The sequence below is a fragment of the Acetivibrio mesophilus genome (assembly GCF_004102745.1).
GTDB lineage: Bacteria > Bacillota > Clostridia > Acetivibrionales > Acetivibrionaceae > Hungateiclostridium > Hungateiclostridium mesophilum.
The window spans coordinates 1-22,465 of the sequence record NZ_RLII01000016.1 but is presented as its reverse complement, the minus strand read 5'-3'; the positions used below and the strand labels follow the sequence as shown (position 1 = coordinate 22,465).

The 22,465-nt window shown below is 39.9% G+C and carries 21 protein-coding genes, 1 tRNA gene and 1 riboswitch; of the genes, 16 read left to right on the top strand and 6 right to left on the bottom strand.

All coding sequences use genetic code 11. From position 1 onward, the window contains the following. Positions 1-16: 16 nt before the first annotated feature. On the top strand, positions 17-544 hold the full coding sequence (locus EFD62_RS11660) for a YdcF family protein (protein ID WP_235832639.1): 528 nt from the start codon (positions 17-19) through the stop codon (positions 542-544). On the opposite strand, the gene EFD62_RS11655 is transcribed toward EFD62_RS11660, so the two are convergent. Both EFD62_RS11655 and EFD62_RS11650 read right to left on the bottom strand, forming a co-directional pair. After that, a tRNA-Pro gene (locus tag EFD62_RS11655) sits at positions 528-604 on the bottom strand. The genes EFD62_RS11660 and EFD62_RS11655 overlap by 17 nt on opposite strands. Before the next feature lie 73 nt (positions 605-677). Further along, the gene (locus EFD62_RS11650; protein ID WP_069194824.1) at positions 678-1,232 is read right to left on the bottom strand and encodes a rubrerythrin family protein; all 555 of its coding nucleotides are present in this window, start codon (positions 1,230-1,232) and stop codon (positions 678-680) included. Positions 1,233-1,556: 324 nt separating this feature from the next. On the opposite strand from EFD62_RS11650, the gene EFD62_RS11645 reads away from it, so the two are divergent. After that, on the top strand, positions 1,557-1,907 hold the full coding sequence (locus EFD62_RS11645; protein WP_128706174.1) for a hypothetical protein: 351 nt from the start codon (positions 1,557-1,559) through the stop codon (positions 1,905-1,907). On the opposite strand, the gene EFD62_RS11640 is transcribed toward EFD62_RS11645, so the two are convergent. Beyond that, positions 1,896-2,288, bottom strand: coding sequence for a hypothetical protein (locus EFD62_RS11640; protein WP_128706173.1), 393 nt, complete (start codon positions 2,286-2,288; stop codon positions 1,896-1,898). The two genes, EFD62_RS11645 and EFD62_RS11640, sit on opposite strands and share 12 nt — an antisense overlap. Before the next feature lie 221 nt (positions 2,289-2,509). Between EFD62_RS11640 and EFD62_RS11635 the strand changes: the two genes are divergently transcribed. From EFD62_RS11635 to EFD62_RS11600, 8 genes are all read left to right on the top strand, one after another. Further along, positions 2,510-3,202 carry an iron-sulfur cluster assembly scaffold protein gene (locus tag EFD62_RS11635; protein ID WP_069194821.1) on the top strand — a complete coding sequence of 231 codons (693 nt, stop codon included), beginning with the start codon at positions 2,510-2,512 and terminating at the stop codon, positions 3,200-3,202. 31 nt (positions 3,203-3,233) lie between these two features. After that, positions 3,234-4,232 carry a GGGtGRT protein gene (locus EFD62_RS11630; protein ID WP_069194820.1) on the top strand — a complete coding sequence of 333 codons (999 nt, stop codon included), beginning with the start codon at positions 3,234-3,236 and terminating at the stop codon, positions 4,230-4,232. Between the two features lie 274 nt (positions 4,233-4,506). Continuing rightward, on the top strand, positions 4,507-5,340 hold the full coding sequence (gene proB / locus EFD62_RS11625) for a glutamate 5-kinase (RefSeq protein WP_069194819.1): 834 nt from the start codon (positions 4,507-4,509) through the stop codon (positions 5,338-5,340). 74 nt (positions 5,341-5,414) lie between these two features. Beyond that, positions 5,415-6,566, top strand: coding sequence for a TolC family protein (locus tag EFD62_RS11620; protein ID WP_069194818.1), 1,152 nt, complete (start codon positions 5,415-5,417; stop codon positions 6,564-6,566). 14 nt (positions 6,567-6,580) lie between these two features. Beyond that, entirely contained in the window at positions 6,581-7,669 is a 1,089-nt protein-coding gene (locus EFD62_RS11615) for a TolC family protein (protein WP_069194817.1), read from the top strand. Between the two features lie 99 nt (positions 7,670-7,768). Next, positions 7,769-8,509, top strand: a complete 741-nt coding sequence (locus tag EFD62_RS11610) for an ABC transporter ATP-binding protein (protein ID WP_069196335.1) — start codon at positions 7,769-7,771, stop codon at positions 8,507-8,509. Next, a complete protein-coding gene (locus EFD62_RS11605; protein WP_069194816.1) occupies positions 8,506-9,771 on the top strand; it encodes an efflux RND transporter periplasmic adaptor subunit in 1,266 nt (421 codons plus the stop codon). The genes EFD62_RS11610 and EFD62_RS11605 overlap by 4 nt, the downstream gene beginning before the upstream one ends. 19 nt (positions 9,772-9,790) lie before the next feature. Further along, a complete protein-coding gene (locus EFD62_RS11600) occupies positions 9,791-10,999 on the top strand; it encodes an ABC transporter permease (RefSeq protein ID WP_069194815.1) in 1,209 nt (402 codons plus the stop codon). A 55-nt stretch (positions 11,000-11,054) separates the two neighbouring features. Here the strand turns inward: EFD62_RS11600 and EFD62_RS11595 are convergent, their stop codons facing one another. Next, a complete protein-coding gene (locus EFD62_RS11595; protein ID WP_128706172.1) occupies positions 11,055-13,514 on the bottom strand; it encodes a transglycosylase domain-containing protein in 2,460 nt (819 codons plus the stop codon). A 189-nt stretch (positions 13,515-13,703) separates the two neighbouring features. On the opposite strand from EFD62_RS11595, the gene yunB reads away from it, so the two are divergent. Then, on the top strand, positions 13,704-14,375 hold the full coding sequence (gene yunB, locus EFD62_RS11590) for a sporulation protein YunB (RefSeq protein WP_128706171.1): 672 nt from the start codon (positions 13,704-13,706) through the stop codon (positions 14,373-14,375). A gap of 114 nt (positions 14,376-14,489) precedes the next feature. Here the strand turns inward: yunB and EFD62_RS11585 are convergent, their stop codons facing one another. Together EFD62_RS11585 and EFD62_RS11580 are read right to left on the bottom strand one after the other, a co-directional pair. Further along, a complete protein-coding gene (locus tag EFD62_RS11585; RefSeq protein WP_069194812.1) occupies positions 14,490-14,921 on the bottom strand; it encodes a bactofilin family protein in 432 nt (143 codons plus the stop codon). Positions 14,922-15,014: 93 nt separating this feature from the next. Continuing rightward, positions 15,015-15,944, bottom strand: coding sequence for a M23 family metallopeptidase (locus EFD62_RS11580; protein WP_069194811.1), 930 nt, complete (start codon positions 15,942-15,944; stop codon positions 15,015-15,017). Positions 15,945-16,267: 323 nt separating this feature from the next. Between EFD62_RS11580 and EFD62_RS11575 the strand changes: the two genes are divergently transcribed. The 5 genes from EFD62_RS11575 (at position 16,268) to rlmD (ending at position 22,374) form a co-directional block, all read left to right on the top strand. After that, positions 16,268-17,446 (top strand): SPFH domain-containing protein, encoded by a 1,179-nt coding sequence (locus EFD62_RS11575; protein ID WP_069194810.1) that lies wholly within the window; start codon positions 16,268-16,270, stop codon positions 17,444-17,446. An 83-nt stretch (positions 17,447-17,529) separates the two neighbouring features. Next, positions 17,530-17,714, top strand: a riboswitch (cobalamin riboswitch). A 131-nt stretch (positions 17,715-17,845) separates the two neighbouring features. Then, a complete protein-coding gene (locus tag EFD62_RS11570; protein WP_069194809.1) occupies positions 17,846-18,793 on the top strand; it encodes an ABC transporter substrate-binding protein in 948 nt (315 codons plus the stop codon). 15 nt (positions 18,794-18,808) lie between these two features. Further along, on the top strand, positions 18,809-19,855 hold the full coding sequence (locus EFD62_RS11565) for a FecCD family ABC transporter permease (RefSeq protein ID WP_069194808.1): 1,047 nt from the start codon (positions 18,809-18,811) through the stop codon (positions 19,853-19,855). Beyond that, complete coding sequence (locus EFD62_RS11560) at positions 19,856-20,656, top strand: heme ABC transporter ATP-binding protein (protein WP_069194807.1); 801 nt, start codon at positions 19,856-19,858, stop codon at positions 20,654-20,656. It begins immediately after the preceding gene. A gap of 338 nt (positions 20,657-20,994) precedes the next feature. Then, complete coding sequence (gene rlmD / locus EFD62_RS11555; RefSeq protein ID WP_128706170.1) at positions 20,995-22,374, top strand: 23S rRNA (uracil(1939)-C(5))-methyltransferase RlmD; 1,380 nt, start codon at positions 20,995-20,997, stop codon at positions 22,372-22,374. Positions 22,375-22,465 lie beyond the last annotated feature (91 nt).

Genomic DNA, 22,465 nt, shown 5'->3' with positions numbered 1-22,465 from the left:
TTGAAGGGGAGTACAAATGAGGCTAAAGATTGCTAAGATATTTGATTTTTTAATGCTGATTATAGGCATATTGGGTATACTGGACTTTTTGATGTTAATGGCTATTGGCACGGTAATTAACTTTGGAATTTTGCTTCCGCTAGTTGCGGGAATAATTCTCACTTTTGTGGCATCTGTAAGGCTTGCGGGCAAAGGAGAGATACTTCGTATAAAAAACACGATTTTAAGAAGGTTGTTTGCCGGTGCCTGCATTGCTTTTGTTGCTTCGTTTCTTTTGATACAGGGCTTGATTATTACATCGTCAGTCTCCGACAAAAATGTTGAGGTTGATTATATGGTTATTCTGGGTGCGGGGCTAAAGGGTGACAAGATAACTCCGACCTTTCAAAACCGGTTGGACAAGGGCATAGAATATCTTCTGGCAAATCCTGAGATTAAGGTGGTAGTGACGGGGGGACAGGGACCCGGCGAGGATCTGACTGAGGCAGAAGCAATGAAAAGATGTAAGAAAAAGGGCCTAAATATAATGGTCGGGGCGACATGATTTGAACATGCGACCCCTTCGTCCCGAACGAAGTGCGCTACCAAACTGCGCTACGCCCCGATTCACCATTATATTTTAGCACCAAATTATTTAATATGCAATAGGGAATTTTGAATGTTTTTTTAGTGTTTTTTTAGAATGTTTTGTACATTTCTTTTTTTGTGCCGCAAATCGGACATGCATCGGGAACATTGTCAAGAACCGTATGTCCGCAAACGGGACAGATATTTACTGTGCTAAGTTGCATATCCTTTCCCTCTTTTGCCGCCTTTTGAGCTTCCGAGAATAAATTTGCATGAATCTTTTCTGCTTCCAATGCATAGTGGAAACTACGCTGAGCCCCTTTTTCATCTTGAAACTTTGCTGTTTCTATATATACGGGATACATTTGCTCAACCTCATGAAGCTCGCCATTTATAGCCCCCTGAAGGTTTTCTACTAAGGTTCCGATTCCAAAAACTGCCCCAGCTGCCACGGTATAATCGCCATTCTGGTTTTTTAACTCCTGGAAATGATTTCCTGCATGAACCTGTTCGGCGTAAGCTATAGCCTTAAACAGTTTGCCTATGTTTGGGAAACCATCCTTTTCTGCGAGATTTCCCCAGTGAAGATATCTCATATGAGCCATGCTTTCACCGCCATATGCGGATCTTAGGAAATCAGCAGTCATTGCATTTTTTACCGCCATACGTTTACACTCCTTCAGTAACTTTTTTATGATTGTGAATTTTGCGTAGACTGCATACTCAAGGGGATTATTATCCCTACGAATATGCAAGAACTTCCATCTTAATTCAACATCGAAATAAAACCAACCCTTCAATTAATTTGAGTTCATTTAATAGTATTTATGGTTGAGTAAATTATATACATATTGAAACTTTTTACAGGTAATTTATACTACTGTGAACATAGACGACAAAAAAATAAGTACGGGATATATTAATATGATATAATACTATTGGATAGGTAAATGGATAGGTAGTTTCGGGTACAATGCAGGAGGTACAATGTGGAGAATTTATTTCTTTTTCAACTGATAAAGGCTTTTGGAGTTTTGGCAATTTTTGCTGCGATATTCGGTTTTATAGGTCTTGTAGCCCTATATTTCACTGATGATGAAGAGATTATGGAACACCAGAAAAAATACAGCACAACTATCGGCAATGCCCTTTTAATTATGCACTCCTTTTTCGAGCCGGGCAAAAAGCCTCAGACCGAACAGGTTATATGGGTAAAGAAAAGGAGAACCCCTGTGGAAAGAGGGGTTCTGGGATTAACTGAACTCAATTATGACAAAATTCAAATAAGGGGATACTATAACTTAAAAGGTAAAAGGTTTTTGAGAAAATCAGGAGTCTAATATCTCCTGAATCTTTAATATCTTTTCAATAAGAGTCTGTCTGCGTGTGTCAACTACTGGCTGTAATATATGTAGGGTTTTAATGATATCGTCTTTTCCAACCCTGTTGTTGGATTTTATATCACTTATTCCATGCTTGAGCCCTTTGTATACTTCGCTATACATTCGGGTTTTATTGAGGTTTTCATTAAGAAGGTTGTTGCGGTCGGTATTCGGTGAATACTGGGCGATTATGCTAAGCATCTCGCTGAGCAACCCTACTTGATCAATATTATTGGAAGTATCTGCCCTCTGGTTTAACGCAGAGCTTTGCAGTGTTCTTAGCTTGTTGGCAGCATTTATTCCATTGGTGATTGTTTCAAGTTTTTCGTATTTGTTCATATCTGCTCCTCGTCATTTCAGATTTCTAATTATATATTATGTTAAATTTGCTTATCTCGTTACTTGTATGAGAAAAACTAATAAATAAAATTTTTTATGTAATATAGTGCATTAAAGTTATTGCAGCATCGCTTTTATATGATATAATGTATGCTGTGATTTTTATAGAATTATTTTTAATGAAATTATAGTAAAGTTAGAGTAAAGGGGGACAAAGATTAATGAATTATTCACACGAAGTTGAAAATATGATTTGTGTTAAAAAAGGACCGAATCATGGACCTGCGCCTATCCCGGAAGAAGGAAAATGGGTTAAGGCAAAGGAAATAACAGACATCTCCGGATTGTCACACGGAATAGGCTGGTGCGCACCACAGCAGGGGTGCTGTAAGCTTACATTAAACGTTAAAAACGGTATTATCGAAGAAGCCCTGGTTGAGACCCTGGGATGCTCAGGAATGACCCACTCAGCTGCAATGGCAGCAGAAATATTGGGTGGCAAGACCATACTTGAGGCTTTGAATACTGACCTTGTTTGCGATGCTATCAATGTTGCAATGAGAGAAATATTCAAACAGCTAGTATATGGAAGAACCCAGACTGCATTTTCCGAAAATGGATTGCCTATTGGTGCAGGACTTGAAGACCTTGGAAAGGGATTGCGTTCCCAGGTAGGTACAATGTTCGGAACAAAGGATAAGGGTGTAAGATATCTTGAAATGGCTGAGGGTTATATATTAAATATCGGCCTTGACAAAGATGATGAAGTTATCGGATACAAGTTTGTTCATCTTGGAAAGATGATGGAAGCTATAAGAAAGGGTGTTGACCCTAAGGAAGCCTATGAGAAAAACATAGGAACATACGGAAGATTTGATGAAGCTGTTAAGGTAATAGATCCTAGAAAAGAATAATTGAATTAATAGAAAAGAGAGGTGAATTTACGTGATTAGATTTGAAGGTTATGAAAGAAGAATAGATCAAATAAACAAATGCATGGCAGAGTATGGATTCAGTAGCCTCGAAGAGGTTAGGGAATTATGCCTTAGCAAGGGAATAGATGTTGAAAAAATTGTAAAGGGTGTTCAGCCTATAGCTTTTGAAAATGCTGTATGGGCATATACATTGGGCTGCGCAATAGCATTAAAGAAAGGTGTTAAGACTGCCGCTGAAGCTGCAGAAACAATAGGAATAGGATTGCAGGCTTTCTGTATTCCCGGATCTGTTGCTGATAGCAGAAAGGTTGGTTTGGGTCACGGAAACTTAGGAGCAATGCTCTTAAGAGAAGAGACTAAGTGCTTCTGCTTCCTTGCAGGACATGAGTCTTTTGCTGCAGCAGAAGGTGCTATAGGTATAGCAAAGACAGCCAACAAAGTTAGAAAAGAGCCTTTAAAGGTTATATTGAACGGTCTTGGTAAAGATGCTGCTTACATAATTTCAAGAATAAACGGATTTACATATGTACAAACAGAATATAATTACAGCACAGGCGAGCTCAAAGTTGTACAGGAAAAGGCCTTCTCAAACGGAGAAAAGGCAAAAGTTAAGGTTTATGGCGCCGATGACGTAAATGAAGGTGTTGCAATAATGGCTAAGGAAAGTGTTGACGTTTCCATCACAGGTAACTCAACAAATCCTACAAGATTCCAGCACTTAGTTGCAGGCACATATAAGAAATGGGCCGGTGAAAACGGTAAGAAGTATTTCTCCGTTGCATCAGGAGGAGGTACAGGAAGAACATTGCATCCTGATAATATGGGAGCAGGTCCTGCTTCATACGGATTGACCGACTCAATGGGAAGAATGCACGGTGATGCACAGTTTGCCGGTTCATCCTCTGTTCCTGCCCATGTTGAAATGATGGGACTTATCGGAATGGGTAACAACCCAATGGTTGGTGCTACTGTTGCAGTTGCAGTTGCTATTGAGGAGTCCTGCAAATAATCATACCAATAAATAATTTTGAATTTTAGGATTCATATTGGAAAAGCTGCCTTACGCAAGGTGGCTTTTTCTGTTCGATGGAAAGTATTGAAAATAAACATGTTTTATCTGAATATACACTTGTACTTATATATAGGATTAAATTAATTCGCAATTTAGTGTTTTTAGGTTTTGAATTTTCACACTGTAAGTCGTATAATGGTATTGTTGATTTAATTTAGCCAAAAAAACAGATAAATATTATCAAGAGACAATGAGATAAGGGGAACGTTGTATGAAAAAAGCAAATTTGAGGGAGAGTCTGTCCGACTCTAAAAGAGTTGTAATAAAGGTAGGTACATCAACTCTTACATATGAAAATGGAGAAATGAACCTTGCAAGAACTGAAAGGCTGGTAAGGGTTATATCGGATCTTATAAATCAGGGCAAGGATGTGGTATTGGTTACATCAGGGGCAATAGGAGTAGGTGTCAGTAAGTTAAAATTAAGCTCAAGACCAAAAGAGTTGAAGGACAAACAGGCCGTTGCTGCTGTAGGGCAGTGTGAGCTTATGCATATGTACAGCAAGTTGTTTTTGGAATATGGTCATATAGTGGGGCAGATTCTTTTGACCCGTGATGTTGTAGAGAATGCTACAGGTAAAACCCATGTAATAAACACGTTTGAGACTTTGCTGGAAATGGGAATAATACCTGTAGTCAATGAAAACGACTCGGTGGCTGTCGATGAAATAGAGTGTGAGACAAGCAAAGTGTTTGGAGACAATGACACATTGTCGGCAATTGTTGCGACACTGGTTAACGCGGACTTGTTGATAATATTATCGGACATTGACGGCTTTTATGACTGCGATCCGAGAGCTAATGAGTGTTCAAAACTCATTTCGGTGATAGAGGAAATAACACCTGAGGTGGAAAAATGTGCTGGAGGAGTTGGAAGCTCAAGAGGTACCGGGGGGATGGTTACCAAGCTTTCGGCTGCAAAAATTGCGACTTCAGCAGGTATAAACATGGTTTTGGCAAATGGAGATAACCCAAATGTTGTTTATGATATTTTGGCAGGTAAGGATGTAGGATCACTTTTTTTTGGGAAAAAATCAGACTTTTAATAACAAAACTCGTATTTTAAATGCAGTGGGGGGAGAAAAAGAGTAACTTCTAAAAAATGAAAGGAGGGCGCAGTTTGAAGAAAATCATATCCGTAATAATGATTATTTCCATGCTGACAGTTTTGCAGTCGTATGCAGCGGATGACAGTCGGTTGTCCTATGACGCCGCAAAGGAAACTATGCTTCAAAATAGCAGAGCCGTATTGAAGCAAAAGTTGTCCGAAAGAAAAGCCTTTTATCAGTATAGCGGTACGGTACAGCGTACTAGAGGAATAGAGACTGAAATGGCCACTTTCGATACCCCCATGGGGAGTTTTACTTATCTTTATCCTCCCAATATTCAGGTGCTCCTTACCAAGCAGGCAGTACTCCTGCCTCTTCAGATGAAGTATTATTGGAAAATGGCTGATAATAGCAGGATTGTTACCGAAAAGGCTCTTTCACTGGGGCTTAGAGATTTGTATCTGGGATTTATGAAAGCTGACATGGATTATCAATTGAGCTTGGAAAAACTTGAACTTCAGGAAAAGAAATATAATGCTGCCAAGCTTAAGGCGCAAGAAGGGCTAATTTCAGGGATTGAATCGGAAGAAGCAGAATATAATTACCTGAAAGCAAAGAAAGATGTTGAAAAATATAAAAGAAGCCGAGAAAATATGCAAAGGAGTATTAATTCCTACATAGGGGTACCGATTGACACAGCCTACGATAAGGTGTTGTTTTCCGAACTTACGAGGAATCTGACATTGAAGCCTGTAGAATATTATACTGAGGCAGCCGTGGAGAATAGGCTTGAAATAACCAGCGTAATTGAGGAGATTAAGATCAAGGAACAGAATCTTGAAATCCTTGAAAAAGGCAGGGCAAAGGATATATATCCCGACATACGAAAGGAGTACGAAGATGTCCTGCGAGAAATTGAGGCTTTGAAAGTCCGGCTTGACAAAGCAAAATATGATGTGGAGAATAACATAAAGTCTGCGTATATAGATGCAATAAAGGAAGGGGACAATCTGGATAATATGCTGGCAACCTTGAATATGCAGAAAAGAAGCTTTGAAAAGCTTAAAGCGCAGCAAAATCAGGGGCTAATACCGGAAATGATAATTGAGGAAGCAGAACTTGGACTTAAGGAATTGCAAAACGGATTTAATCTTGTGGTTTACAACTATAATACGAAAAAAATGAAGCTTGAAGAGGCAGCGGGCTTAGGTCCAGCATATTAGAGAGGATGGTGCATATGAAAAAGAGGATTATGAGTTTGGTTTTGACCGCGCCTTTGCTATTTGCTATTACAACAGTTCTGGCAGCTGGAGAAAATATCGTATTTAATATTCAAGGTTTTCAAAAATATGCGGTTGAAAACAGCCGACAGGTTACTCTTGACGACCTGGAAATAAAGACCATGGAGAGTGCTCTTGAGGATGCAAAGAAAGATGCAGAATTTCAGCAATCTCCGAGCAGCAACCTTGAAATGTTGAATAATGGTATTAAAAAAGAAGTTTCTCCCCTTGAAGCAGAGGCAAATCTTGAGTATGCAAAAAGAGCTAAACAGGAGAATATTGAAAGCTTGAAGCTGGACGTGTATAAAGCTGCTCTTGACAAACTTCTTATTGAAAAGGAGCTAAATCTGGAAAAGGCAAAGCTTGATATATTGAATGAAAAATACTCAATGGCCGAAGCCCGATACCGGGAGGGAAGGATTACCGAAAACGACCTCAATGATGTAAAGTATGCTGTAGATACTAAAAAAATCGATGTGCAGAGGGTCGAAAAGAGCCTCAAAACATCCGACCTTGAGCTTAAAAGGTTATTAAGTCTTGAACTTGACGATGAGACTATAAAAATCGAGGAAGAGTTGAAATTGTCAAAATGGAAGGGCATAAACCTTGAAACGGTTATCAAAGACGCCATTGAAGCAAATATAGAGATATATAAAAAGACTGAGGACCTAAAGGCAAAAGAGAAGACTATGGAGATTACAGAGAAGTACTATGGTGATGGCAATTCAACATATAATGGAAACAAATCAAGTCTTGAACTTGCAAGAATAGAGCTGGAAGATGCGAAGATAAGCTTGGAAGTAGAGATTAGAAATAAGTATAACGACCTGCTCACATCAAAGGACAATGTGGAACTTGCTTCTAAGTGGCAGGATATTCAAAAAAAGAAGCTTAAAAATGTTGAGCTTAAATTTGAAAACGGACTTGTAAGCAAGGAAGCACTCTTAAACGAAAAAGAAAAATACTTGGATGCAGAGTATCAGACATTTACCGCAATTCATGATTTTAATATTTTGAAGGCTGAATTCGAAGCTTTGTGCAAATAAATGAAAACTCTATTTCATGATAAGCACCCACAAAGGGTGTTTATCTGTATAGAATGGGTTTGGTATAAATTACTATTACAAAAAGGCTGTGATATTGAAATGATTATTGAAATTAAGAATGTGAGTAAGGTATATAAAAACGGAAAGGTTGAAGTTAAGGCTCTAAATAAAGTTAATTTGTTTGTAGAACGGGGAGAATTCGTGTCAATTATGGGTCCTTCGGGATCAGGTAAGTCAACGCTTATGAATATTTTAGGCTGTCTTGACAGAACAACATCCGGTAAATACATATTGGATGGAATGGATATATCCAGTCTTAATGAGGTTGAGCTTGCTAAAATCAGAAACTTAAAGATAGGCTTTGTATTTCAGTCATTCAACCTTCTTCCAAGGATGACGGCTCTTCGGAATGTTGAGCTGCCAATGATATATGCCAGAGTGAATGCAAAGGAAAGAAGAAAGAAAGCAGAGATGGCCTTGGAAAGAGTAGGGCTTAAAGACAGAATGAATCACAAACCAAATGAAATGTCCGGTGGTCAGAAGCAGAGGGTAGCCATAGCAAGAGCTTTGGTGAACGATCCGGCAATTATTCTGGCGGATGAGCCCACGGGAAACCTTGACAGCTACTCGGGGGAAGAAATTATGGATGTGTTTCAGGGGTTAAACAGAGAGGGAGTTACAATTATTCTTGTTACGCATGAACCCGATATTGCACAGCATACAAAGCGAATTGTGACATTTAGGGACGGATACCTAAAGAGCGATGTAGATGTACAACAACCTCTTGATGCTAAAGAGGTTATGAGAAGATTACATATTGAAATGGAGGCGGCAACATGAAAAAAGTTGTGACAATAATAATAGTACTGGCAGTACTTGGAGGACTTGTTGGATTAAGCTATCTCATAAGCGGCAATGCACAGAAGGTATTTAGCAGCGGAACTACTTACAGCGTAAAAACTGTTGAGATTGGAAGAGATGATATATCATCATCGGTTTCGGCATCAGGTAAAGTTGAGGAATCCGATTCCTTTGACATATACGTGGATAATTCGGCAAAGGTAAAAAAGCTTTTGGTTGAGAAATACCAAAAGGTAACAAAGGGACAGCAGTTGATGGAGCTTGATATTGAAAATATGGAAACGGAGCTGGAAAAACTCAAAATAAACAAGAAGGTTCAGGAGCTTTCAAAAATCTCTCCGACAGTTGATGCGGAAATAAAAAGAGCTGAATCGGCAGTTAAGAGTGCAGAGCAAGCTTTAAATGATTGTGAAAAGAAATTTGAAGACAGCAAAAAGCTTTTTGAAGCGCAGGCAATATCAAAAAGTGAGCTGGATATGGCAGAAAGTGCTGTGAAAGATGCAAAAACAGCACTTGAAAATGCAAAAGTTTCCTATGATGCTGCTGTAGAAAGCAAAGATGTGAACAAAAGGGTAAATGAAGAAAATCTTAACGCGACTAAACTTAGTATTAGCGATCTTGAAAAAAGAATTAATAAAACAAAGGAATCCATGATTTGCCCTTTCGACGGGGTTATTTCCGAGATAAACATTCAGGAAGGGGCTTATACAAGTAATGTTCAGCCTGCCTTTAGAATAGTTAATCTTGATAAGCTAAAAGTAAAGGCTATGGTAAGTGAATATAACATAAAGGATGTAAAAGTGGGTCAGAGTGTTAGGATCACAGGAGATGCCATTGATGAGGATATCGAAATCTTTGGAGTGGTAGAGACCATTTCACCGGTTGCTAAGTCAAATATTTCATCTACAGGTGAGGAAGTTGTAATTGAGGTAGGTATTTCAATTGACAATACTGCCGCAAATTTGAAAGCCGGACTTAGCGTAGATTGCGAGATATTGACCGTTGAGAAAAAGGATATTATTGTTGTACCGATGGGAGTGCTGAAAACCGATAAGAACGGAAACGAATATGTACTGCTGGTGGACAAAGAAAAGGGAGTCCTAGTACAGCAAAATATTAAAATTGGCATTATCTCCGATATGAATGCTGAGGTTTTGGAAGGGCTTAAAGAAGGAGATATAGTTGTAGATGATCCGCAATCATTCCATAAGGATGGATCAAAAGTAAAGATAATAGAATAATTGAAAAGAGGTGCTATAAATGAGCTTCCTAGAGAGTATTAGACAGGCGCTTGACAGCCTTAGGGCAAATAAGCTGAGGTCCATTCTTACAATGATAGGAATTATCATGGGTGTATTTTCAATTATTACTATAATGGCGATTGGAAATGCTACGGAAGAATATATTAACAGCCAATTCGAGAGAATCGGTGCCAATGTACTTACCATAGGCTACAAGAATATGAGTGTTGAAAGTGATGAGTTGCTGTATCTTGAAGACGTTGAGACAGTAAAGAATGCAGCTCGGGAGATAAAAAATGTTACAACCTATATTCAGCGTTCAGGTACATTTAGAATGGATACAAAAACAAGGGGTGCTTTAGTATACGGTACCACGGCCCAGTACAAGGATATTACACCTATGGAAATGGCTGCGGGTAGGTTTTTTACTGATTTTGACGTATCTTCAAGGTTGAAGGTAGTGGTTGTTGATGAATACTTTGCAAAAAGATATTTCAACAAGGTGGATATAGTAGGTGAAATAGTGCAATTTAAATCGCCTACAGGAAACTACAAACTGAAGGTGATTGGAGTTACAAAATCTACCAATGACGCCATGGCGGGTTTGCTGGACAATGAAGACTTTCCTACGCAAGTATACATGCCTATTACCACGGTTCAGCAAATGTATTACAACAACAAAACTTTAGACAGTATATTTGTTACATTGGACCAGGAAGAGGATTATAAGGAAGTAGGAGAAAGAATAGTAAGAGCCCTGGAGATGACCAAGGGTAAAAGAGACATATATATGACATACAGCACCCAGGATTCTCAAGAAATTCTTTCAAGCATAATTGGTGTTGTGTCGGGAGTGCTATTGGTTATTGCAGTTATTACTCTCATAGTTGGGGGTATAGGCATTGTAAACATACTGCTTGTTTCCGTAACCGAGAGAATAAGGGAAATAGGCATAAGAAAGGCATTGGGAGCACAGAAAAAGGATATAATATTTCAGTTTATTACAGAATCAATTATTATGACGGGAATAAGCGGCATGATAGGAATATTTCTTGGAGTATTGGGGGGCAATATAATCTCTCAAATCATCCAAATCCCACCGGTGGTTGATGTTCCCGTAATTGTCGGAGCATTTTTGGGTTCGGTGGCATTAGGACTCATATTTGGTGTGTACCCTGCGAAGAAGGCGGCAGACTTGGATCCGATAGAGTCACTAAGATATGAATAATCCAAGGATATAAAAAAGCTCTGGATTTAGATCCAGAGCTTTCTTTATATCCTTATCAGTCATCTCTCCTAAATACTCGTGGCAGTGTCTGATCAAGCTCATCAAGGAAATCGATCCATAGAGTTCTATCATAAGGCTTTTCATCCGGTGTGTTCGGAATATCGCTTGGAGTCTGTTCCATAGACGGCCCATGTATATTACAGTACTCTCCCTCGGGAAGCTCGTATTTCAAATCAGAAGGTGCCTTTTCTCCAGCCTTGGTCGGTACATAAGGCACCGGACGCCTTATAAATATCTTTTCTTCTACCGATTCATGAGGACAATAGTCACCGGCAAGAAGAGAATTTCCATTGGCATCGGTGCTGGCTTTGCATACCTGTGCCCTAACATGGACGTCACATACATCATCATCGGAAGGCTCCGTACCCTTGATAAACAACTCATTTCTTACTGCAGAGCCCCTTGGATCATGGGAACATAAATCTGTTGCGACTTTACCGGAGTAGATGCATATATCCTTTTTGACAATGCCTTGAGGCTCCGTGAATTGTATCGGCTCCAAGTTTTCATGTACTTTTTCCATAACATCATGCCAAATTTGCAGGGCTCTGCTTGATTCGGCGCTTGAAATGCTGGCATTGTGGTCATATCCATACCAGACAGCTCCAACATAATAGGGTGAAAAGCCAACAAACCACTTATCATAGTTGTCGCTGGTAGTACCGGTCTTACCTGCTGAAGGCATTTTTCCGTTCTGCAGCTGACCGAGGCCTACGGCTGTTCCACCGGATTCTCGTACGACACTTCTCATCATGTCAACCATAATATATGCAGCAGCTTCATCATAGACAATGGTGCTTTGGGGTTTCTTTTCCAGAAGGACGTTACCTTTCATATCCAGAACCTTTGTGTAGGTTATGGGCTCATAGTATAAGCCTTTGCTGACAAAAGGTACATATGCCGCTGCCATTTGAAGTGGGTTTACACCTTTATAAAGTCCGCCCATGGCCAGCGACAGATATCTTTCATTATCCCTGTTTATATTGACCCTGTCGAGATATTCCAAAGACAAATCAGGACCTAAAATTTCCTGCCATACTTTTGCGGCTACTACGTTTACAGACCTTTTTATACCGTTGCGGACAGTAGTAAGTCCGCCATATGCGTAATCAAAATTGGTAGGATATGCACTTTTATCTGCTCCCATCATATATACAGGGGCATCGTCTACGATAGTGGCGGCGGTTACTCTTCTTTCATTAATGGCAGGCCCGTAAATGGCAATAGGCTTGAAAGTTGATCCCGGCTGCCTTTGCACCTGGCTGTCCGATGCCCTGTTAAGAGGTGCACCTATTTTTTCTCCTGAGCCTCCATAGAGAGCTCTGACATAACCGTTGGGGTCTATAATTACCATGGCCGCTTGAGGGGTCTGGCTTGTCTTTTTGTTTACTTTTGTAAAATACTTTTCGTCTTTAAATATTTCATCCATAGCCTTTTGGATATTGGAATCCATTGTAGTATATATTTGCAGTCCGTTATTGTAAATGGTTCTTATGGCCAGCTCTTCCGAATAGCCCATTGTCATAAGATCCCTCTTAACATCCTTTACAACCTGATCTATAAAGTATGGCTGGTTGCTGACATACTCCGAGGTGCGCTTGTTTGAATCGGCAAATTTCAGTTCTTCGTTTAGAGCACTATTGTATTCGGTCTGGGTTATGTACCCCTGATCCAACATTTCTTTCAATATTACTCTTTGACGTGCAATGTTGTTTTCTTTACCTTTTTCAGTAAAGGGGTCGTATCTCCCCGGCCAATTGGTAATGCCGGCCAAAGAAGCACATTCGGCAAGAGTTAGCTCGCTGACATCTTTATTAAAATAAGTTTGTGAAGCAGCCTGAACCCCATAGCAGTTCTGTCCCATATATATGAGATTCATATAGATCTCCAGTATCTGGTCCTTGCTTAGTTTGCGCTCTAGGCCAAGGGCAAGCCTCCACTCCTGAACTTTTCGCTTTACGGATCTCTCCTCATTACCGGTAAGGTTTTTTATTACCTGCTGCGTAATGGTACTACCACCGTAAGATGATGCTCCAGGTTTGAAGAAGTTTATTACTGCTCCTGTTATTCTTTTTATATCTATACCGGGATGTTCATAAAATCGCTTGTCCTCAATTGAGACAAAAGCATCCTTTAAGTCCTGTGGTATGTCTTTAAAGTCAACCATCTCTCTGTTTTTATCTCCCTGCAACGCCATAATCTCATTGCCGTTACAATCATACACACGAGTAGTAAAACCTTTTAACATAAGCTGATCGGCAGTGAGGTCCTCTGCGGTTTTAACATAGGCTAATGCCATACCCGACAATATACCTCCCACGATGATAGAAAATGTAACAGCGAAAAAGATAAACATCCTAAAGGTTGATAATATTACCTTAGATGGTTTATGAGCCCGCTTCTTTTTTGAGCTTTTTTGAGTTCTACTTGAAGCAGTTCCTGTTTTCGAGTTCATAAAAGTTCCTCTCCTTTTTAATTAAAGCAAATGTTGTTTGATTGTCAGATTATCTCCTTAATAAAAATTCTAGTCTAAACTTATTACATTATAACATAAAAATGTGAAGTGATAAAAAATAATTTATTTGATAATAAACCCTCACGGGAACCAACCTTTAAGCATAGAATAAGTAAAGGAGGGTTTTTTATGAGGAGAAAAACCAATCTTTACAGAAGACTCTGGTATTTGAAAAGGAGCAGGAGAAGACTTAAGGCTTACAGAATAATTGCAATAATTATCATTACCCTTTTTCTTATTATCGCTTTAGTTGAAGGCCGAATAAGGCGTAACATTGTGGAAATCTCTGAATATAGGACAAAGTCTATAATAAACCATGCAGTAAGCAAGGCTGTAAATGAAAATTTTTACGATAATATAAATTATGAAGAAATTGTAATAATTAACAGGGGTGAAAATGACAGGATTAATTCCATACAAACAGATATAGTAAAGCTCAATAGAATATATGCGGACTTGTCCCTTGATATTCAAGACAGGCTTTTGGATTTGAAGGATGAAAGAATATCAATTCCTCTGGGGACAGTATTTGGGGATTCCTTATTTGCTGCCAGCGGTCCTAAAATCAATGTTAAAGTGATTCCAACAGGAAGCGTGGAAACAGACTTTAAGTCGGAATTTGTTAGTGCAGGAATCAATCAGACAAGGCACAGAATATATCTTGAGGTAAAGACCTGTGTGGGGATTGTAGTGCCCCTTATGGATAAAAAGACGGAAATAACCACAAGGATACCTGTGGCAGAAACGGTAATTATCGGTGATGTGCCGGAGTTTTACATAGATAGTGGCAAGGGAGATTGATTATATTCGAATATTACAAGCGGGAATCTACTTTGCTAAATAAAGTCAGATGGAGACTTACCTCCACCTGACGCTTTCTTTTTAAAGGTTTTATAGTGATTATTGCATTGAGGTTTAAGCTTTATTGCTATCTTTCTCCTTATCTTTTACGCTTTTACTCTTACTTGAAATGCCATTATCCGAATTCTGGGAATTTGAAGCGGGTATCATTTTGCAGTTTCCTTCAAATATACTGCCTTCATCGGATATGAGGCTTTGAACCAGTATATCTCCATAGAGCTGTGCAGTTGACAGGGCTCTTAATATTCCCTTGGCTTCGATATTTCCATTTACTCTGCCGGATACGTGGACATTGTTTGCGACTATGTTTCCGTTGACATTGGCATCCTTACCTATGTAGACATCACCTTTTACTTTAACGTCTCCGTTAATCTTTCCGTCGACTCTGATGGTGCCTTCTGTCTCAATGTTGCCTTCTAAGGTAGAATTAATGCCTATAAGTGTATCAAAAACATCCGGATTTGAACTTTCCTTCTTATTAAACATGTTTAACCTCCCATTTATAAGCCATTATTTAATGCCGTCTATTTACTATACAAGATAAGGACATAAAGCCTTATTTGTGCATTAAAGACAATTCTATTTGCTGTCCAGATATTGAAGAGGGTCGGTAGGAACACCGTTAAGCCTTACTTCAAAATGCAAATGCGGACCTGTACTTCTGCCGGTACTACCGACGGTGGCTATTTTATCTCCCTTATTGACTGTTTGCCCTTCTTCGACAAGAAGCGTTAGGCAGTGACCGTAAAGTGTACTCAAACCATAACCGTGATCTATAATGATACATTTACCGTAATTGCCGTACCAGTCAGAAAGAGTAACTTTTCCGCTGGCGGAAGCCTTTATTATGGTGCCGGAGTCTGCCGCAATATCAATGCCTTCATGTTTCTTTTCAGAAAAATTGAAGGGATCGGAGCGGGAGCCAAAATTGGAGCTGATTCTTCCTGAAGCCGGCCACAGAGTTGGAATGGAGTCTATGTAGTCTTTGAGCTTGGATTGGGTCTGATTTAAATCGTTAAGAATATCAGTATCATCACCATTAATCTCTTCAAGCTTGTCCAAAATGCCTTTAAGCTTGTTTACATCGTTTATAAAGGCACGATCATCCCTAAGGCCAGACCTCGCGGCAGTAACATTATTCATATTGCCGTCAATATACTTTGAAGTCATATCCCTATAAAGAGTCGTAAAGCTTTTGATTAACTTTTCCTGCTCATCAATTTTCTTAATATAGGATTGGATAATTTCCTCTCGCTCAGTAATCAAGTCCATTTGCTGGTTATTGACAGCAATAACTTTTTTTCTGTCATCATTTAACGTACGATTTTCATGCATCAAATACGTAATCAAAAGTCCGGAGCAAATAACCATAGTCAATACAACGGTGCCAATAGCCATTAACTTGTACTTTACAGAAGAGATTTTAAATACCTTTACCTCATCTGTATTATGAGGAATAAAAACAATTGATAAATACTTACTATCCTTTCCGTGGTTTGATCTTTTCATAACAACCGCCTTTTGTTTTAATTATTCATGATGAAACCTTATTTATTATATCATTGTGATAAATAAAATCAAAGTCACTTTAAAATATTATTAGAAATCGCAAAACACATATTATCCTATATTATATACTAAAATTTGCATTCTTATAACGAGGCGATATTTTCAGACAAAATCAATTAGCAAAAATAAAAGATTTGAATTGTAAAAAGTATATGGTAAAATAGAATGTGATTAAATTAATTGCTTTATTTAAAGTAGAGCAATTTTAAGTAGAGCATAAGAAATATGCGTTAATAAAAAACTTGTTAAGAGGGGTGTTTTACATGGGTTTGATGAATTTTATCAAGGGACAATTCATTGAAGTAATTGAGTGGACAGATTCTAGTGCAGATACTATAGTGTATCGTTTTCCTGTAGCAAACAAAGAAATAAAAATGGGAGCCCAGCTTACTGTCAGGGAGTCGCAGGCAGCTGTGTTCATAAACGAAGGTCAATTGGCAGACGTTTTTGAACCCGGTAGGTACGAACTGACAACAGAAAACATGCCACTGTTAACAAAGCTAAAATCATGGAAATATGGATTTAATTCACCTTTTAAGGCAGAGGTGTATTTTATAAATACCAGACTATTTACCGAACAGACTTGGGGTACCCAGTCACCCCTTCCGGTATTGGACCCTATGTTTGGTCCAATTGAAGTCGGTGCCAGAGGAACATACTCCTTCAGAGTATCGGATCCGGCTAAATTCTTGCGGGATGTGTCGGGTACAAGGGGTACCATGGCAACTCAGGACCTCACGAAGACTTTGAGGTCATATATTATGACGTATCTTAAAGACTCGGTGGCAGAGTCGAAGAAGTCCTTTTTCGAGATGCAGAGTAATATGATTGAGTTTGGTGAAATGGTTAGGGTAAGTGCAAGGGGTAAGTTTGAAGCCCTTGGCCTTGAGCTGGCTGAACTTACAGTTGAATCGCTAATTCTTCCGGAAGAGCTTAGAAAGGCTTATCAGGAAGGCGCACAGATAAATTTGATGGGTGGTATGGATACCTACGCCAAAAAGAGGACTCTCGATGCAATGAACACTGCTGCAGGAAATCAGGGAGGTGGAGGCTTTGCCGGGATGGGCGCCGGAATGGGTGCTGGAGCTGCAATAGGCAATATGATGGGACAGATGTTTACCGGTGGAGCAAATCAGCAAAGTCCCCAATACTATCAACCTCAACAGCAGGCACAACCTCAGCCGCAGCAGGAAGGGGTAGTGTGTTCGGCATGCAACGCAAAGGCAGCTTTAGGTACGAAATTCTGTCCTAACTGTGGCAAGTCTCTTGTAGAAGAGAAGGTAAAGTGCATTAAATGCAATCACGAAATTGCCAAAGGAATCAAATTCTGTCCTAACTGTGGAGAAAAGCAGGAACAGCAGGATAAGGCATGTGGCGGTTGCGGGACAAAGCTTTCACCAGGGACGAAGTTCTGTTCTCAATGCGGAACAAAGGCAGAGTAATAATGGATTAGGGAAAATATAGAATAGCAAACTGACATTGTGATATTGACGTGAAAAGCTATTTGTGATAGATTTTAGATAATTTAATAGAGTAGTTTACAGGTTTTATGCATATTGTATGCATATTAAAAGGGAAGCAGGTGTGATTCCTGCACGGTCCCGCCGCTGTGAGGGGGAAGCTCTTCAGATTATTGCCACTGGGTGACTGGGAAGGCATGAAGAGTTGATGAACCTTAGTCAGAAGACCTGCCTGTAAATAGCACCGAGAACTCTACGAGAGATAGGGGGTGTATTGATTTGCATTACTGCAAATGGATTGCAGCCTCTTAAACTTTGTGTAGTTTAAGAGGCTTAATTTATTATTTATTATTTAATTTTACGTTTTAAGGAGAGTATTAAATGAAGAACAAAAGAAGTCTGTATTTAAAGAGAAAGGTACTGACGGTTTTAATGGCGACAATGCTGATTTTTACGTTTTCCGCATGCAATAAAAGTGGAGATGGCAACGAATCGAAGGGGAATGCCGATGGACACAGCATAACTTTGAAAGACTCCTATGACAGGGAAGTAACCTTGGATAGGGAACCGGAGAGGGTAATATCAATTGCCCCCAACATAACAGAGATAATTTTTGCGATGGGCAAACAGGACAAGCTGGTGGGACGTACAGAGTTTTGCGATTATCCTGAAGAGGTGAAAAATATCGAATCAATAGGCAATATAGACCATCCAAATGTAGAAAAGATTGTTGAGCTGCAGCCGGATATTGTTATAACATCCACCATCTTTACAAAGGAGATGCTGCAAAAGCTTGAGGAGGCTAATGTCAAAGTGGCTATTCTTCATGCCGAGGACAGTTTTGAAGGTGTTTACGATATAATTGAGAAGACCGGTATATTGCTGAATGACCGAGATAAGGCAAATAGCATTGTAGCGGAAATGAAGGAAAAGGTGGAGCTTGTAAAGAACAAGGTTGATGGCCTTAAGAAGCCTAGTGTCTATTATGTTATGGGCTATGGCGAATACGGGGATTATACTGCAGGAAGGGATACATTCATTTCCCGTATGATTGAGATGGCTGGAGGCAAAAATGTGGCAGATGACATAGAAGGTTGGAAATACAACATTGAGAGCCTTCTTGAAAAGGATCCGGACATACTAATATGCTCAAAGTATTACGATTCGAAAGCGGGAATAGAGAATGCCGATGGATACAAGGAGCTTTCAGCGGTAAGAGGCCAAAAGCTCTTCGAGATAGACAACAATATGCTTGAGAGACAGGGGCCAAGGCTTGCCGACGGGCTTGTGGAGATGGCTAAAATAATCCACCCTAAAGCATTTGAATGAAATGGAGAAGTATAAATGTCGTTTAGTGATAAAAAGTATAGATACAGGTTTGCTTTAATTTTTGGAGGATTGCTTTTGGTGTTGCTGATACTGACTTCTGTAACAGTTGGTGCAGCCAATATATCACTACTTGATACTCTGCGTATTCTGATTGGTAGGATACCCTTTTTGGGAGGATTTGTGTCAGGTGGGGAAGTAAGCAGGACCCATGAGCTTATAGTACTTAATATAAGGCTTCCTAGAGTAATTGCTGCGGCAGCTATAGGAATAGGTCTTTCAGCGGTAGGAGCAACATATCAGGGAATGTTTGCAAATCCCATGGCCGACCCTTATGTTTTGGGAGTATCGGCGGGAGCGGCTCTGGGAGCTTCGATTGCTATTGTGATGGGAGCCGATAAAATAGTCGGGGGATTTGGCCTGACTACGGCAGCAGCCTTTATTTTTGCGCTTCTCACAGTTTTTATCGTCTTTAGCATAGCGAAAACAGGAGCCAAGGTTTCCAATACGCATCTTCTGCTTGCCGGGGTGGCAGTGAGCTTCTTTGCATCCTCGGTTATGTCGGTTTTGATGGTTTTAAACCGTGATAAAGTTGCGAATATTACATATTGGATGATGGGAAGTATTGCGTTTACTTCTTGGAAGCAAGTAATAATACTTGTTCCCTTGGTTATCGCAGGTACAATCGCTGTTTGCGTTTTCGCCAGGGAGCTGAACATAATTGCTGCCGGAGAGGATGGGGCAAGAAGTCTTGGGGTTGAGGTGGAAAAAGTAAAAAAGGTATTGCTTGTAATTTGCTCGGTTATTGTCGCCGCCTGTGTAGCAGTGAGCGGTGTCATTGGCTTTGTAGGACTAATCATTCCCCATACTGTAAGATTGATATCCGGCTCAGATAATAGAATAGTTCTTCCCTTTTCTGCAATAGGAGGGGGAATATTTTTGGTACTGTGTGATACAATATCGAGGATTCCGACAGCGGAGATTCCGGTAGGAGTGCTGACATCAATGTTTGGAGCACCATATTTTATTTCGATTCTTATTAGGAGCAAGAAGAAGGTGGTTTGAGTGGGGCAGGACAAGGCATATTCAATTGAAGTTCGGGATATAGAAGTATCTTTTGGGAGTCTTAATGTGCTAAAGGGCATATCCTTAAAGATGGAGAGAGGCAGGTTTTATGGAATTTTAGGCCCAAACGGGTCAGGTAAAACCACGCTGTTAAAGAGCATGGCAAGAGCCCTTCGCCCTCAAAAAGGTGCAGTATATGTTAATGGCGAGAATGTCGGCAGGATGAAGTCAAGGGAGCTTTCAAAAAGAATTGCATGCCTCCATCAAAGCACAGATATTACCTGCGATTATCCGGTTATGGATGTTGTACTTATGGGAAGATACCCTTATGTAAAGAGGTTTCAGACCGAGGGTGAAAAAGACAGAGAAATTGCCAAAAAGGCTATGATTGCCTCAAATGTGTGGCACCTTAAGGACAGAAGAATCAATGAAATAAGCGGAGGGGAAAGGCAGAGGGTTTTCATTGCCCGCGCCCTTGTGCAAGAGACCGATATAGTGCTCTTGGATGAGCCGATTTCTCACCTTGATATTCAGCATCAGATAGAGATTTTGGATCTTGCCGGAACAATGACCCAAGAGGGAAAAACAATTATTGCGGTGCTACACGATTTAAATCTTGCATCCATGTATTGCGACCATCTGATAATGCTTAAGGATGGAGCAATTGTTGCACAGGGAGAGCCGCAAAAGGTTCTTACAGAAGAGATTGTAAAAAGGGTATATGGTGTAAAGCCTTTTGTAATTGATGGGATGAATGACAACAGACCCTATATACTGCCAGTAAAGAAGCAAAGGATATAATGAAAAAATTAACAATATCAGGTATAAATAATAGAAATATATGCAACAATTAACAATAAGGAAAACTGATTCAAATTCTTGTCCCTCAATGGGACTATTTTTTTGTAATTCGTCTACTGTCATTTAATTGGCAGGGCTCTTCAAATCAATCCATTTCAATGGATGGTTATTTAATTCATGGCTGAAGTTGTGTATAATAAACATTGGATTCAAGGAAAATAGCAACTATACTATGGATTTGAAAATGTTATTTTGAGAATATTATGCTTATAATACTATAATTGGTGAATGTATGCTTAATGCGTACACTGAAACGTATATGAAAGGCGGTATAAGCTTTGGCTTTAGTAAAGAAGAATGAGGTTCATACTATTGACATTACCGGAATGACCCATGAGGGACAAGGAGTCGGAAGGATAGACAATTTTACGGTTTTTGTGGATGGACCGATTGAGGGAGAAAAGGTGGAAATAAAGATTATAAAGGTCAACAAAAGTTATGCCGTTGGCAAGCTTCTCAAAGTATTGGAACCTTCCGGCGATAGAACAGAGCCCTTCTGTCCCTCCTATAAAAGGTGCGGCGGCTGCAGCCTCCAACATATGAACTATGAAGCGGGACTTAAGTTTAAGACCAACCTTGTAAGGGAGAATATCAGAAGAATTGGCGGACTGGAAGACGTTGTGGTACATGATGCGATTGGGATGGAACAGCCGCTAAACTATAGAAACAAAGCCCAATACCCGGTGGGAAGATATAAGGATGAGGTTAGGGCAGGATTTTACGCAAAAAAGTCCCACGAGATTATTGACTGTCTTACATGTGGGATACAGAACTCTGTGAGTGACAGGGTGAGAGCCATCGTTAGAGAGTTTATAATGGAAAATGGTGTAACTACATATGATGAAATTAAAGGAGAAGGCCTTGTACGACATATTATGACCCGTGTGGGTTTTAAGAGCGGCGAGGTAATGGTGGTATTGGTTATTAACGGAAGGAGCATACCCGGCCAGGAAAAGCTGGCAGACAAGCTGGTTGGGGATATCCCGCAGATAAAAAGCATTGTTTTAAATGTTAATAGAAAGAAGACGAATGTTATATTGGGTGATGAAAATATAGTTGTGTATGGAAGGGATACCATTACCGATTACATAGGAGAATTTAAGTTCAACATATCCCCTCTGTCATTTTTTCAGGTAAACCCGATTCAAACGGAAGTGCTTTATCGCAAGGCACTGGAGTATGCACAGCTCACGGGTGAGGAAACCGTTTTTGATTTGTATTGTGGCATAGGTACCATATCGCTGTTTTTGTCCAAGAAGGCAAAAATGGTTTATGGTGTTGAGGTTGTTGAAGCGGCAGTGAATGATGCAAAGGAAAATGCCCGGGTGAACGGAGTTGAAAATGCGGAGTTTATAGTCGGCGAGGCTGAAGAAGTTATACCCCAGATGTATAGTAGGGGCGTACGCGCAGATGTTGTGGTAGTTGACCCTCCAAGGAAGGGATGCGATGAGGCGGTATTAAAGACTCTTGTGGATATGGAGCCTAGGAGGATTGTTTATGTGTCCTGCAATCCGGCAACATTGGCAAGGGATTTGAAGTATTTGGCGGAAGGTGGTTTTGAGGTTCGGGAAGTGCAGCCAGTGGATATGTTCCCATGGACGGCGCACGTTGAGACGGTCGTATTGATGTGTGCGTCCAGCAAAGCTGGCAAATGCTAACAGGTGAAAGTCCTGTAGTGGTAAAGGTAGGGCAGCCACTTAGTCAGTAACCAGCGTATGGAGTAATTCATGCGTTGAAGCGTTACGGAAT